We start from the raw sequence: 14,312 nt of genomic DNA, 5'->3' as shown, positions 1-14,312 counted from the left end.
GTCGAGCCGCTCCTTCGAGACATCGATCCCTACAACGACAAAAGCAGCGTCCATCTTCTCCCATCCTTGCCTAATCGGGCTTCGCTTGCGGCCCTGGCGACTGTTCGGGGTCGATGGAACGGCGGACGAAGACCCAAGCTCTCCCACGGGCTTGGTGTCCCAAAGGAACTTCGGTCTCCCGTCCGCCACCGCACCGCTAACAATAGCAGATGCGGCAACGTTCAAGTTACAAGGGTAAGGGTGAGGGGCTTTCTCAGGTGCTCGAATTTGTCGGCGTCGGCGTCTCGTAGGCTTCGACCGCGCTTGGCTTGCTGAGGCTCTGCAGCGAAGCAATGTCGCGGCCGGCGATGCGGCCAATCACGGCGCGCGCAAGCTCTGCGCCGGCAAGCCTGACGTCCTCGTTGACGACGTAGAGTTGCGGCCGAAGCAGGTGCAGCAGCTTTGACGACTGCTTGGAGACGATGTCGACATCCTGGCCGAGCTTGAAGCCGGCATCCTCGACACCTGCGACCAGCGCAAACGTGCCGGCTCCCGCGCCGCTGACAAAGCCGTCAGGACGGTTGGGGCGGCGCATCAAATCGGCGGTGAGCTTGCGGATATCTTCGATCGAGTGATCGACAGTGGCGGTCGGGAACGGCACCTCGCTCAAGCCGTGCTCCATCAGCGCGTCGGCAAAGCCATCGCGCATGTGCTGGTAATAGCTGAGATTGGAAGGCGGGGCGAGCAAGGCCAGTCGCTTGCGCCCGAGGCTCGCCAGCTTCTTCACCGCCTCGACCGAATAGGCATAGTTGTCGAAATCGTGGAACGCATGCTCGATGCCCATATGCGTGCGGCCATGGGCGGCGAAGGGCATGCCGCGTTCGGTCATGTAGCGCACGCGTTTGTCGTCGGGCTCGGTGCGCGAAATGATGACGCCGTCGGCGGAGGCCGTGTCGACGACATAACGCACCGGCTCAAGCGGGTCGTTGTTGCGCGAATAGGGCGTGACCACGAGGTGATAGGGCGTCTGCGCCAGGGCTTCGGAGATGCCGTAGATCAGGTCGGAAACGAAGCCGCCGATCTGCTCTTCGGTGTTGAGCACGAGCGAGATGACGTTGGTCTTGCCGGTTCTCAGGCGCACCCCGGCACGGTTGGGTCGGTAGCCGATCTGGCGCGCGACAAGCTGCACGCGCTGCTTGGTCGCCGCACCGATTTCGGGCGCATCCTTCAGCGCGCGTGAAACGGTCGTGACGCCAAGGCCGGTCATGAAGGCGATTGTCTTCAGCGTCGGCGGATTGGCCTCGCCGCCGCTCGCCTGCTCCACACTTTCGTCCGGCGGTATCTTGTCGTTCATGGCCATGTCCGCCGGATTCCTTGCTCGGCGCATATCGCATTTGCATCATGAACCTTGCAAGGGCTTCCGGCAAGAACTGTAACGATACAGATTGAGCAGGCTGAAATAGAATGGCGGGGTGAAATGTCGGCTGGGGTGCCCAGAAATCGTGCGCCGCAGCATGCGCGCCTGCCATTGATTCGATTGGCGATTTGCGCCATAAATGCTGCATTGCGACGGAATTATAGTCGTTCGTTGCTTGTCGGCGACCTTACGCCTTTAGTTCGAGACGCGAACAAAATCGCGTTGTCTGCCGTGTCGGCCATTGCGCGGTCTCCAGACTTCGCTTAACCTCCCAATCTGTAACGTTTCAGATTCAGGGAGGAGTACGATGCGTTATAGGCTGACGACCGCTGTATTGGCGGCGGGAGTCGCGTTTGGGGCCGCCGGTTCGGCTTCCGCGACGGATCTCGAAGTGACGCACTGGTGGACCTCTGGCGGCGAAGCGGCGGCTGTTGCCGAACTCGCCAAGGCGTTCGATGCCACCGGCAATAAATGGGTCGACGGTGCCATTGCCGGCTCCGGCGACGTTGCCCGTCCGGTCATGATCGGACGCATCACTGGCGGCGACCCGATGGGTGCTACCCAGTTCAACCATGGACGCCAGGCGGAAGAGCTGGTCAAGGCCGGGCTGATGCGCGACTTCACCGAACTCGCCGCGAAAGAGGGCTGGGCCAACTTCATCCACCCCAAGAGCTTGCTCGATGGCTGTACGCTGGACGGCAAGATTTATTGCGTGCCGGTCAACATCCACTCGCAGCAATGGCTGTGGCTTTCCAACAAAGCCTTCGCCGACGCTGGCGTTGCCGTGCCGAAGAACTGGGACGAGTTCGTGGCAGCCGCTCCAGCGCTGGAAAAGGCCGGCATCGTGCCGCTCGCGCTTGGCCAGCAGCCCTGGCAGACGACGCTTGCTTTCCAAGTGATCCTCGTGGCGCTCGCCGGACCTGAGACTTTCCAGAAAGTGTTTGGCGACAAGGACGCCGCCTTGGCCGCTGGCCCCGAGATGGCCAAGGTCTTTGCCGCGGCCGACCAGGCGCGCGCCATGTCGGCCAAGTCCAATGTCCAGGAATGGAACCAGGCGACGTCGCTCGTCATCAACGGCAAGGCTGGCGGCCAGATCATGGGCGATTGGGCCCAGGGCGAGTTCCAGATTGCCGGGCAGACAGCTGGCAAGGACTACACCTGCCTGCCGGGCCTCGGCGTTCACGAGATCATCTCGACCGGCGGCGATGCCTTCTATTTCCCCAAGCAGACCGATCCTGAAAAGGCCAAGGCGCAGGAGGTGCTGGCTTCGGTGATGTTGTCGCCGGCAACGCAGGTTGCCTTCAACCTCAAGAAGGGCTCGCTGCCGGTTCGTGGCGATGTCGATCTGAAGGCCGCCAATGACTGCATGAAAAAGGGACTCGAGATCCTGGCCAAGGGCAACATCATCGCTGCCCCGGACCAGCTGATGTCGGCAGACTCGGTCACCCAGGTCAACGACCTGTTCGTCGAGTTCTTCGCCAACAAACAACTGACGCCGGCGGACGCACAGAAGCGCTTTGCCGCAATCATCGCCGCTGCGGACTAGAGCGACAGACACTTCGGCTGTTCGCCGGGGTGGGTGGACCTCGTTCTGATGCGGCAGCTGACAGCGGCGCTCTGCCGGTCCCTGAGGGGAGGGACCGGCAGATTGCCCAAAGCACCATGGAACCCGACCGATGACCCCGACCGAGGCGGGCCGGCCGAGCCGGTTGTTTCGAAACCTGAGCGCCAAGATCGCGTCGATCCCGATGATCTTGACCGCGCTGGTGATCTTCGTTGGTGGCACGGCCTGGACGGTGTTTTAYTCCTTCACCAACTCCAAGCTTCTGCCGCGCGCGACTTTCGTTGGTCTCGAACAATATGAGCGCCTGTGGGCGACGCCGCGCTGGCTGACGGCGGTCGAAAACATCGCCATCTACGGCGTCTGCACGCTGTTCTTTTCGCTGGTCATCGGCTTTTTGCTGGCCGCGCTGATGGACCAGAAGATCCGCTTCGAAAACACCTTCCGGACCATCTTCCTTTACCCTTTCGCGCTGTCTTTCATCGTCACCGGCCTTGCCTGGCAATGGATCCTCAATCCTGACTTCGGCATCCAGCAGGTTGTGCGCAATCTCGGCTGGTTAAGCTTCACTTTCGACCCGCTCTACAATGCCGATATCGTCATTTACGGCATCCTGATCGCCGGGCTGTGGCAAGGCACCGGGCTGATCATGTGCCTGATGCTGGCGGGCCTGCGCGGCATCGACGGCGAGATCTGGAAGGCGGCGCGCGTCGACGGCATTCCGACCTGGAAGACCTATGTCTTCATCGTCATCCCGATGATGCGGCCGGTGTTGGTCACCACGCTGGTCATCATCGCGAGCGGCATCGTCAAGGTCTACGACCTTGTCGTCGCACAGACCAGCGGCGGCCCCGGCATCGCGTCTGAAGTGCCGGCAAAATATGTCTACAACTACATGTTCCTGGCGCAGAACCTTGGTCAGGGCTTTGCCGCCTCGACGATGATGCTGTTGACGGTGGTCATCGTTGTCGTGCCTTGGGCCTATCTCGAATTCGGGAGCAAGCGGCGCCATGGTTGACCACGTCCTTCGTGCCGCGCCCGACATAGCTGCGGCCCCGGTCCCGTCGGGCCGCGCTGGTGCCATTGCCGGACCCAGCGGGCCAAGACCGAGGCGCAGATTCTCCCGCCGCAACATCTTCATCTACGGCACGCTCGCGGTGGTCGCGATCTACTACCTGCTGCCGCTCTACGTGATGGTGGTGACGTCGCTGAAGGGGATGCCGGAAATCCGCCTCGGCAACATCTTCTCGCCGCCGATGGAGATCACTTTCGAGCCTTGGGTCAAGGCATGGTCGAGCGCCTGCACGGGGCTCAATTGCGACGGGCTCAGCCGGGGCTTCTGGAACTCGGTGCGCATCACAGTGCCGTCGGTGTTCCTGTCGATCGCCATTGCCTCGGTCAACGGCTACGCACTTGCCAACTGGCGCTTCAAGGGCGCCGACATCTTCTTCACCATCCTCGTGATCGGCGCCTTCATTCCCTATCAGGTGATGCTCTATCCGATCGTCATAGTGCTGCGCGAGATCGGCCTATACGGTTCGCTGTGGGGGCTGGTGCTGGTGCACTGCATCTTCGGCATGCCGATCCTGACGCTGTTGTTCCGCAACTATTTCGCCTCGCTGCCGGAAGAATTGTTCAAGGCGGCGCGTGTCGATGGCGCCGGCTTCTGGACCATCTATCTCCGGATCATGTTGCCGATGTCGCTGCCGATCTTCGTAGTGGCGATCATCCTGCAGGTTACGGGCATCTGGAACGATTTCTTGTTCGGTGTCGTCTACACCAAGCCCGACACCTATCCGATGACGGTCCAGCTCAACAACATCGTCAACGCCGTACAGGGCGTGAAGGAGTACAACGTCAACATGGCGGCAACCCTGCTGACGGGGCTGGTCCCGCTCGTCATCTACTTCATTTCCGGCAAGCTTTTCGTGCGCGGCATCGCCGCCGGCGCGGTCAAGGGGTGAGGGCATGACAAGCGTCGTGGTCAAGGATGTCTCGCTCAGTTTCGGTACCTTCGACGTGTTGAAGGCGCTCAATCTCGACGTGCCGGAAGGCGAGTTCCTGGTACTGCTCGGCCCCTCAGGTTGCGGCAAGTCGACGTTGCTCAACTGCATCGCTGGCCTGCTCGACGTGTCGGAAGGCCAGATCTTCATCAACGGCAAGAACGTCACCTGGGAGGAGCCCAAGGACCGCGGCATCGGCATGGTGTTCCAGTCCTATGCGCTCTACCCGCAGATGACCGTCGAGGGGAACCTGTCGTTCGGGCTGAAGACGGCGGGCATCGCCAGGGACGAGATCGCCAAGCGTGTCGCCCGCGCGGCCGAAATCCTGCAGATCGAACCCTTGCTCAAGCGCAAGCCGGCGGCCCTGTCGGGCGGCCAGCGCCAGCGTGTGGCGATCGGGCGGGCGCTGGTGCGCGATGTCGACGTGTTTCTGTTCGACGAGCCACTGTCCAATCTCGACGCCAAGCTACGCTCGGAGCTGCGCGTCGAGATCAAGCGGCTGCACCAGAAGCTCGCCAACACCATGATCTACGTCACCCACGATCAGATCGAGGCGATGACGCTGGCCGATCGCATAGCTGTGATGAAGGGCGGGGTGATCCAGCAACTCGACGCGCCGCAGGTGATCTACAACCGCCCGGTCAACCGCTTTGTTGCCGGCTTCCTCGGCTCGCCGGGCATGAATTTCCTGGACGGCGAGGTCGAGGCCGGTGCGGAGCCTGCCTTCGCGGTTGCCGGAACAAGCATCCCGCTCGGCCGCTATGGTTTCGATGGCAATCCGACACGCGGCAAGGCGGTCTTCGGCATCCGCCCCGAGCATGTTGCGCTTGGCGAGGCGGCACGCGCGATGCCGTTCGCCACAGACGCCAGTGTCGAGATCGTCGAGCCGATGGGCGCCGACACGCTGGTCTGGACGCGGCTCGGCGGCCAGGGCTTTGCTTTCCGCGTCGAGGCCGAACGTCACCTGCACTCAGGCGAACAGCTCCGCATCGGCTTCGATCCGGCGCGCGCCTCGCTGTTTGACGGCCAAAGCGGCAACCGCATCTGACATCAACCCAACCGGACAAAGAACATGGACTGGTCATTTCAACTCTACAGCGCCCGCAACTTCCAGCCTTGGGAGAATGTGCTCGAGACGCTCGCTTCACTCGGCTACGCACAGGTCGAGGGCTTTGGCGGGGTCTACGAGAACCCGCAGGCGTTTCGCGACGAGCTCGACAAGAACGGCCTCACCATGCCGAGCGGCCATTTCGGCATCGACCTGCTGGAAAAGGATTTTGGGCGCGCAGCCGATATCGCCACCACTCTGGGCATGAAGCTGATGGCCTGCCCCTATCTCGAAGCGTCGGATCGGCCTGTCGATGCCGAGGGTTGGCGCGATTTCGGACGCAGGCTGGCGCGTGTCGGCGACACAGCCCACAAGGCCGGTTTCGACTTTGCCTGGCACAACCATGATTTCGAATTCGTGCCGTTCAAATATGGCTCGATGCCCCAGCGCATGATCTTTGCGGCCGCGCCCGAGATCGGCTGGGAGATGGATGTCGCCTGGGTGATCCGTGGCGGTTCCGATCCGTTGCACTGGATCGAGGAGTTCGGCCCGCGAATCATGGCCGTTCACGTCAAGGACATTGCCTCCCAGGGCGAGGCGGCCAACGAGGATGGCTGGTCCGATGTCGGCCACGGCACGGTCGACTGGGCGGGGCTGGTGACAGCTCTGCGCAAGCGCACGCCGGCAAAATATTTCGTCATGGAACACGACAATCCGGCCGATTTCGAACGCTTCGCGCGTCGCTCGATCAAAGCCGCCAAGACCTTTTAGGGAGCATCATATGGCAAGGAAACTCGGCGTCGGGGTGATCGGCTGCGGCAACATCTCGAAGACCTATTTTGCGCGCGCCCCCGAGTTCAAGGGCATCGAGATGCGGGCCTGCGCCGACATCAACATGGATGCGGCGAAAGCAAGGGCGAAGGAATTCAAGCTGCGCGCCGAGACGGTCGAAGGACTGCTGGCGTCAAAGGACATCGACATCGTCGTCAATCTGACCGTTCCGGCGGTACACTACGAGGTCTCCAAGCAGGCGATCGACGCCGGCAAGCATGTCTATTCGGAAAAGCCGTTCGTTCTGGCGATCAAGGACGGGCTTGACCTCAAGAAGCGCGCGGAAAAGAAGGGCGTGCGCATCGGTTCGGCGCCCGACACTTTCCTGGGCGGCTCGCACCAGTTGGCGCGCCATCTGATCGACACAGGCAAGCTGGGCAAGATCACCTCGGGCACCTGCCATGTGATGAGCCACGGCATGGAGCACTGGCACCCCAATCCCGACTTCTTCTTCCAACCGGGCGGCGGGCCGATCCTCGACCTCGGACCCTACTACATCGCCAATCTCGTCCAGCTGATCGGGCCGGTGAAACGTGTTGCCGCTTTGTCATCGATTCCGGCCAAGGAACGCACGATCTCGTCAAAGCCGCGTGCCGGCGAAAAGATCCCGGTGACGACACCGACCACGATCCTCGCGCTGATGGAGTTTGAGAGCGGGGCGGTCTTGACCTTCAACGCCAGCTGGGATGTCTGGGACAACGCCCATTCGCCGATGGAACTCTATGGCGAGGCGGGCACGATCCACATGCCGGACCCCAATTTCTTCGGCGGCGAGTTGCGTTACACCAAGGGCGAAAAGCCGGTGAAGACGCTGCCGAAATGGGATCACCCGTTCTCCAGGGCCAACGAGAAGCACGCGCACGGCATGATGGCCAATTACCGCACGGCGGGCCTGGCCGACATGGCACTGGCGATCATGCAGGGCAGGCCGCACCGCTGCTCGCTCGAACTCGCCAATCACGTCATCGACGTGATGACCGGTATCCTGAAATCGGGCGAGACGAAGAAGTTTGTCGAGATGCAGACGACCTGCGAACGGCCGGAGCCGCTTGGGCCGGCAGCAGCAAGGGGGCTCCTCGCCGCGCCAAAATGAGCTAAGAAGGGGGAGCGGTGCGAAAGCGCCGATTCCCCTTTTTTCCGAGGACAGCATCATGACCTGGCAGCCGGCCGCCAATCGCTACGAAAACATGGTCTACAACCGCTGCGGCCGTTCGGGGCTCAAGCTTCCGGCGATCTCGCTCGGGCTGTGGCACAATTTCGGCGAGGACACGCCGCACAAGACCAAGCGCGACATTTGCCAAAAGGCCTTCGACCTCGGCATCACCCATTTCGATCTCGCCAACAATTATGGCCCGCCCGCCGGTTCGGCCGAAACGGCGTTCGGCGAGATCCTGCGTACCGATTTCGCCGGTCTGCGCGACGAGATGATCATCTCGACCAAGGCCGGCTACGACATGTGGCCGGGGCCTTACGGCGAGTGGGGCAGCCGCAAATATGTGCTGGCGAGCCTCGACCAGAGCCTGAAGCGCATGGGGCTCGACTATGTCGACATCTTCTATTCGCACCGCTTCGACCCGGACACGCCGCTGGAAGAAACCATGGGCGCGCTCGATCATGCGGTCCGCTCGGGCAAGGCGCTTTACGCCGGCATCTCCTCCTATAACGCCCAGCGCACCCGCGAAGCGGCCGACATTCTGAAGCGTCTGGGCACGCCATGCCTGATCCATCAGCCGAGTTATTCGCTGATCAACCGCTGGGTCGAGGACGATGGCCTGCTCGACGCCCTCGACGGGCTCGGCATCGGGTCGATCGTGTTTTCGCCCCTGGCGCAGGGCATGTTGACCGGCAAGTACCTCAAGGGCGTGCCCGAAGACAGTCGCGCCGCACAAGGCAAGTCGCTGCGGCCGGCCTTCCTCAACGACAAGAACCTCGCCAATATCCGCGCGCTCAACGGCATTGCCGAACGCCGCGGCCAGACACTGGCGCAGATGGCGCTGGCCTGGGTGTTGCGTGGCGGTCGCGTCACCTCGGCGCTGATCGGCGCAAGCCGCCCCGAGCAGGTCGAGGATTGCGTTGGCGCGCTGAAGAATGCGACCTTCAGCGACGCCGAACTGGCCGAGATCGATACCTATGCCCGCGAGGCCGACATCAACCTCTGGGCGCGTTCGTCCGAGCGCGAAGGCCCGGCACGGCCGAAGAAGTGAGCCCAAGCCAAAGCTTGTGAACGTGCAGGCGGCGGGCGTTCCCGCCGCTTGCCTTTGGGGCAGATTGTCTTTGCCGGCCGGACGCGCTAGCAAAACCCTTGTCCAATCGCCATCTTAGGCGATGGATTGTTCCGTCCGGGCATTGGCCTGGCCGAGGAAGGTGCAAACGGAAAAATGGCGGCGCGGGCTACGCTGACGAAGAACCAGCAAAAGGTTCTGGAGAAACTCGAAGTGGCGACCGGGCCGCTCAGCGCCTACACGCTGCTCGACCAGCTGCGCGACGAGGGCTTCCGCGCGCCCCTGCAGGTCTACCGCGCGCTTGAGGTGCTGCTGAAGGACGGGCTTGTCCATCGGCTGGAAAGCCTGAACGCCTTCGTCGCCTGTTCTGAGCCGCACGACCACAGCCATCACAACCACCGCATGACGGCCTTCGCCATCTGCGACACCTGCGGCCAGGTCACGGAAATCTCCGATGAGCTGATCGGCAAGCGCCTGGATGATTGGGTCGGTTCGACCGGCTTCGTCGCCAAGAAGGCTGTCATCGAATTCCGTGGCACCTGCGCCAAATGCGCGGCACTCGCCGCGTAAGATTTACCGCGCCGTCGAAAACGCAAACCAGATCGCAACCGCCGCCAGCAGAGCCGAAAGCGCGCGCCGTGCGATGGTTTCTATGCGCGCGTCGTTGAGCAGCGGTTCGAGCCGGCTCGCAAGCACGACGATCAGCGCATGGATGCCGGTTGCAACCGCGACATAGATCGCGGTCAGCGTGATCGTCTGCGACAGCACCGGGCGATCGGCGACGATGAAGGTCGGCAGCACCGCGACGTAGAAGACCGCAGCCTTCGGGTTGAGCAGGTTGGTGACGAGCCCGCGCGTGAAATAGCGCCGGTCGGCGTCGCTGTCGTTTGCGATGGCCTCACCGCCGCCTTTCCAGCCTTCCCATGCGAGATAAAGCAGAAACAGCACGCCGGCCCATCGCAGCCCTTCGTAGAGCAGGTCGGAAGCCTGGATCAGTTCGGTGACGCCGAGGGCGGCAATGATGCCTATGGTGRCGAGGCCGAGCGCGATGCCGGCCACGGTTGCGAAGCCCGCGCGCCGGCCTTCGCTGGCCGACACCAGTGCCAGATAGGTCATGTTCGGCCCCGGCGTCAGCTCGATGATGAGCGACGTCAGCGCGAAGGAGAGCAACGTCGAAAGGTTCGACGACGTTGCGAGCGCCATCTCAGTGCGCCTCGTCCCAGCTGTCGGCCGCGTTGGCATCGACATGCAGCGGCACCGACATCGACGCCGCCGGCATGGCGGCGTTTTCCATGACATGGCGCACGACCGGGATGGTTGCAGCGACTTCGCTCTCCACGGTCTCGAAGATCAGTTCGTCGTGCACTTGCAGCAGCATGCGCGCCGACAGATTGGCGGCGACAAGGGCGTCCTCCATGCGGATCATGGCGCGGCGGATGATGTCGGCGGCCGTGCCCTGCAGGCGCGCATTGATCGAGGCGCGCTCGTTGAAGGCCCGAACAGAAGGATTGGAAGAGCGGATTTCCGGGTAGTGGATGCGGCGGCCGAAGATGGTCTCGACATAGCCGTTGTCGCGGCAGAACGCCTTGGTCTCGTCCATATAGGCTCGGATGCCGGGGAAGCGTTCGAAATACTTCTTGATGTAATCCGAGGCTTCTTCGCGCGGGATCGACAGCTGGTTGGCGAGGCCGAAGGCCGAGATGCCGTAGATGATGCCGAAATTGATCGCCTTGGCGCGCCGGCGCACTTCCGAAGGCATGCCTGCGACCGGCACCGTAAACATCTCGGACGCGGTCATGGCATGGATGTCGACGCCGTCCGCGAAGGCCTGCTTGAGCTGGCCGATGTCGGCGACATGGGCAAGCACGCGCAGCTCGATCTGGCTGTAGTCGGCCGAGATCAGCTTGTTGCCTTTGTCGGCGATGAAGGCGGTCCTGATCTTGCGCCCTTCGGTGGTGCGGATCGGGATGTTTTGCAGGTTCGGGTCCGACGACGACAGCCGGCCCGTGGTGGTGGCGGCGAGCGCGTAGGAGGTGTGGACGCGCTTGGTCTCGGGATTGATGAAGCCAGGCAGGGCGTCGGTGTATGTCGATTTCAGCTTGGTCAGCTGTCGCCAGTCGACGATCTTGCGCGGCAGCTCGTGGCCTTCGGCGGCGAGGTCTTCGAGCACCTGGGCAGAGGTCGACCATTGGCCAGTCTTGGTCTTGGTGCCGCCCGGCAGGCCCATGCGGCCAAACAGGATGTCGCCGAGCTGCTTGGGCGAACCGATGTTGAAGCGCTCGCCAGCGAGATTGTTGATTTCGTCTTCCAGACGGGCAGCACCCTGAGCGAGTTCGCCCGACAGGCGCGACAGGATTTGGCGGTCGACCGAGATGCCGCGCTGTTCCATCCGTGCCAGCACTGGCACCAGCGGACGTTCCAGCCGTTCGTAGACCGACGCAAGACCCTTGGCGGCCAGGCGCGGCTTGAGCACGCGCCACAGGCGCAGCGTCACGTCGGCGTCCTCGGCGGCGTAGGCGGTGGCCTTGTCGATGTCGACCTGGTCGAAGCCGACGAAGCTCTTGCCGGAACCGGCGACGGTCTTGAAGGCAATCGGCGTGTGGCCAAGCCATTTTTCCGACAGCGGGTCCATGCCGTGGCCACCATTGGTGCCGCCGTCGAGCACATAAGATAGCAGCATCGTGTCGTCGAACGACCTGATGTCGATGCCGTAGCGGTTCATCACCACGAGATCGTATTTCAGGTTCTGCGCGATCTTCAGCACGGAAGCATCTTCGAGCAGCGGCTTGAACACGGCGATGGCGTCGCGCACTGGAATCTGGTTTTCGACCAGCCCGCCGCCCAGAAGATCGCCGCGCCCGCTCTTGTGGGCAAGCGGCACATAGGCAGCGCGGCCGGGTGCTGTAGCAAGCGAAAAACCGACCAGTTCGGCCTGCATCGGGTCGAGCGAATTGGTCTCGGTATCGAAGGCCATGATTCCGGCTTCAGTGGCTTCGGCCACCCAGGCCTTCAGCGTCGCGAGGTCACGGATGGTGACATAGGTGGCGTGGTCGAACTTTTCCGCCGCTGCCGCTGCCGCCAGCTTGTTGGCGAGGGCTGTGGGGGTGTCCAGTCCGCTGCTGCCGCTATCGGCGGGTGAGGGGGCGGCGTTGCCGCCGTTCGCATCTGCTGCAGGAACTGCTGCACTGGAGGTCGCGGGCGCTGCTCCCGAGCCGACATCCGGCCCGTGCGCATCGGCGCCCCATTGCACGGTGACAGGCGCGGGCTCGATCTCGCCGGCCTCGGTGCCGGTGGCTTCGGCCACGCGCCTGGTCAGCGAGGTGAATTCCATCGTCTTGAGGAAGCCGATCAGCCTTGGCCCGTTGGGCGGCTGCAGCACGAAGTCTTCGAGCGCATCGGTCACCGGCACGTCGAGCTTGAGCCGAACCAGTTCACGCGAAATGCGCGCCTTTTCGGCATTGTCGATGATCGATTGGCGCCTTTTGTCCTGCTTGATCTCGGAGGCGCGGGCAAGCAGTGTGTCGAGGTCGCCGAACTGCTCGAGCAGCTGTGCTGCGGTCTTAGGCCCAATGCCGGGCACGCCCGGCACGTTGTCGACGGAGTCGCCGGTCAGCGCCTGAAGATCGATCATCTTTTCGGGCGGCACGCCCCACTTTTCGATGACCTCGGGGATGTTGATCTGGCGATCCTTCATTGGATCGTACATCGACACCGTGGGGCCGACGAGTTGCATCAGATCCTTGTCGGACGAAACGATGGTGGTGTCGCCGCCGGCCTCGCAGGCAAGCCGCGCATAGGTTGCGATCAGATCGTCGGCTTCGAAACCTTCCATCTCGATGCAGGGCAGCTCGAAGGCCTTGGTCGCCTGGCGGATCAGGCCGAATTGCGGGATCAGATCCTCAGGTGGTGCCGAGCGGTTGGCCTTGTATTCGGGGTACAGCTCGTTGCGGAAGGTCTTCGAAGAATAGTCGAAGATGACGGCGAAATGGGTCGGCACGACACCGGCATCGGTGTTGCGCGCATCGAGCATCAGCTTCCACAGCATGTTGCAGAAACCCGAGACCGCGCCGACCGGCAGGCCGTCGGATTTGCGGGTCAGCGGCGGCAGCGCGTGATAGGCGCGGAAGATGTAGCCGGAGCCGTCGACAAGGAAGAGATGATCGCCTTTTTTCATGGCGATACGGGTAGCTTGGCGCAGCGCGGCTGTCCATCGTCAAGCTGGCCTTGCCGCCGTCTACTGACAAGTCGTTGACGGGTAGCTGGCGCCTGCATGTCGAGGTCAGGCCATCGACAACATCCAAGCGCCGCAAAAGAGGACCTTCCTTTCAGAGTGGCGCGAACCGCTTGGAAACGGTCTCGGCTCCTTCGCGATAGTCGGTGAAGCCGATCCCCTGATAAAATGCCTGGCCGCCGGTGTTTTCCTTGCGAATGGTGGCGTCGATGAAGCTGACGCCGGCCTTTTTCGCGGCTTCCACCGTGTTGGCGAACAATGCCCGTCCAGCGCCTCTCTTGTGCGCGTGCGGATCGACGAAGGTAGCGACTATGCCCCAGTCGGCCGGCAGCCGATCGCCCGGCCAGTCCGGGTCGGACCATTCGAGCGACTGGAACCCCAACAGCTGCTCGCCATCCAATGCCACGAAGCAGCTGATTCCGAGTTTCGGCGAGATGAAGTAGTTGATAATGCGCTGCTCATCGAACGGTTCGCGGTGCGCCGTCGTTCCTCCGATCTCGATGATTTCGTTCAGGATTCGCGCCATCGCGCTTGCGTCTTGCGGCTGCGCGGGTCGGGTATGCAATGCCATGGATTGCTCATTCCAAATTTGATTTGCCAGATTTGCTTGAGAATAGGCGGGCCACACCCGTTCTGCCAATGTGGGATTTCGGAGATCGAAATGCTGACGTCGATCGTCTTCTCAAGGTAGCGAGTGTCAGGCGGCAGGCTCGCCGCCTCGCCGGGCCAGCCGCTCGGAGCCCAGGATCGACCGCATCGTTTCCATCGAGTTCGCTGGTCCAGTTACGGCTTTTGTCCGGCTCAACTGCGCCATTGAGCCGAAGCTCTTCACCGATTTGCTTACCCTGGTGAAACTCGAAGGCCGCTGGCAGATCATGTCGAAGATTTTTCACTTCGATCTGCAATCGAACTGACTGACATGAAACGCGAGCACAAGAATGCCTTACATCAATATCAAGATCAGCCGTGAAGGCGTCAAGCCTGAGAAGAAGGTGGTTCTGATCAAGGGCACCACTGATC

General features: G+C 62.4%; 13 protein-coding genes. 8 read left to right on the top strand and 5 right to left on the bottom strand.

What is annotated here, in order from left to right:
- Positions 1-253: 253 nt before the first annotated feature.
- Entirely contained in the window at positions 254-1,333 is a 1,080-nt protein-coding gene (locus tag AC1DWF_RS24270; protein ID WP_476783687.1) for a LacI family transcriptional regulator, read from the bottom strand.
- A 370-nt stretch (positions 1,334-1,703) separates the two neighbouring features.
- On the opposite strand from AC1DWF_RS24270, the gene AC1DWF_RS24265 reads away from it, so the two are divergent.
- The 8 genes from AC1DWF_RS24265 (at position 1,704) to AC1DWF_RS24230 (ending at position 9,631) form a co-directional block, all read left to right on the top strand.
- On the top strand, positions 1,704-2,942 hold the full coding sequence (locus AC1DWF_RS24265) for an ABC transporter substrate-binding protein (RefSeq protein ID WP_476783688.1): 1,239 nt from the start codon (positions 1,704-1,706) through the stop codon (positions 2,940-2,942).
- A gap of 130 nt (positions 2,943-3,072) precedes the next feature.
- Positions 3,073-3,975: a carbohydrate ABC transporter permease gene (locus AC1DWF_RS24260; RefSeq protein WP_476783689.1), complete on the top strand. Its 903-nt coding sequence runs from the start codon at positions 3,073-3,075 to the stop codon at positions 3,973-3,975.
- Positions 3,968-4,921 (top strand): carbohydrate ABC transporter permease, encoded by a 954-nt coding sequence (locus tag AC1DWF_RS24255; protein ID WP_476783690.1) that lies wholly within the window; start codon positions 3,968-3,970, stop codon positions 4,919-4,921. The genes AC1DWF_RS24260 and AC1DWF_RS24255 overlap by 8 nt, the downstream gene beginning before the upstream one ends.
- A 4-nt stretch (positions 4,922-4,925) precedes the next feature.
- Positions 4,926-6,008 carry an ABC transporter ATP-binding protein gene (locus AC1DWF_RS24250; RefSeq protein ID WP_476783691.1) on the top strand — a complete coding sequence of 361 codons (1,083 nt, stop codon included), beginning with the start codon at positions 4,926-4,928 and terminating at the stop codon, positions 6,006-6,008.
- A 24-nt stretch (positions 6,009-6,032) separates the two neighbouring features.
- The gene (locus AC1DWF_RS24245) at positions 6,033-6,779 is read left to right on the top strand and encodes a sugar phosphate isomerase/epimerase family protein (protein ID WP_476783692.1); all 747 of its coding nucleotides are present in this window, start codon (positions 6,033-6,035) and stop codon (positions 6,777-6,779) included.
- A 10-nt stretch (positions 6,780-6,789) separates the two neighbouring features.
- The gene (locus AC1DWF_RS24240) at positions 6,790-7,932 is read left to right on the top strand and encodes a Gfo/Idh/MocA family protein (protein ID WP_476788538.1); all 1,143 of its coding nucleotides are present in this window, start codon (positions 6,790-6,792) and stop codon (positions 7,930-7,932) included.
- A gap of 58 nt (positions 7,933-7,990) precedes the next feature.
- Positions 7,991-9,043 carry an L-glyceraldehyde 3-phosphate reductase gene (mgrA, locus tag AC1DWF_RS24235; protein WP_476783694.1) on the top strand — a complete coding sequence of 351 codons (1,053 nt, stop codon included), beginning with the start codon at positions 7,991-7,993 and terminating at the stop codon, positions 9,041-9,043.
- A 174-nt stretch (positions 9,044-9,217) separates the two neighbouring features.
- Positions 9,218-9,631, top strand: a complete 414-nt coding sequence (locus AC1DWF_RS24230) for a Fur family transcriptional regulator (RefSeq protein ID WP_476783695.1) — start codon at positions 9,218-9,220, stop codon at positions 9,629-9,631.
- Between the two features lie 3 nt (positions 9,632-9,634).
- Here the strand turns inward: AC1DWF_RS24230 and AC1DWF_RS24225 are convergent, their stop codons facing one another.
- The 4 genes from AC1DWF_RS24225 to AC1DWF_RS24210 all read right to left on the bottom strand — a co-directional run.
- Complete coding sequence (locus tag AC1DWF_RS24225; protein WP_476842140.1) at positions 9,635-10,264, bottom strand: LysE family translocator; 630 nt, start codon at positions 10,262-10,264, stop codon at positions 9,635-9,637.
- Position 10,265: 1 nt separating this feature from the next.
- Positions 10,266-13,235 (bottom strand): DNA polymerase I, encoded by a 2,970-nt coding sequence (gene polA / locus AC1DWF_RS24220; RefSeq protein WP_476788537.1) that lies wholly within the window; start codon positions 13,233-13,235, stop codon positions 10,266-10,268.
- A 151-nt stretch (positions 13,236-13,386) separates the two neighbouring features.
- Positions 13,387-13,863 (bottom strand): N-acetyltransferase family protein, encoded by a 477-nt coding sequence (locus AC1DWF_RS24215; RefSeq protein WP_476788536.1) that lies wholly within the window; start codon positions 13,861-13,863, stop codon positions 13,387-13,389.
- Positions 13,864-13,870: 7 nt separating this feature from the next.
- On the bottom strand, positions 13,871-14,312 hold a 442-nt coding region (locus AC1DWF_RS24210), incomplete at its 5' end, for a hypothetical protein (protein ID WP_476842139.1).

The sequence above is a fragment of the Aminobacter sp. P4_D5 genome, assembly GCF_056401815.1.
The sequence above is the reverse complement of the archived record's forward strand: the minus strand, read 5'-3'. Positions and strand labels throughout refer to the sequence as shown.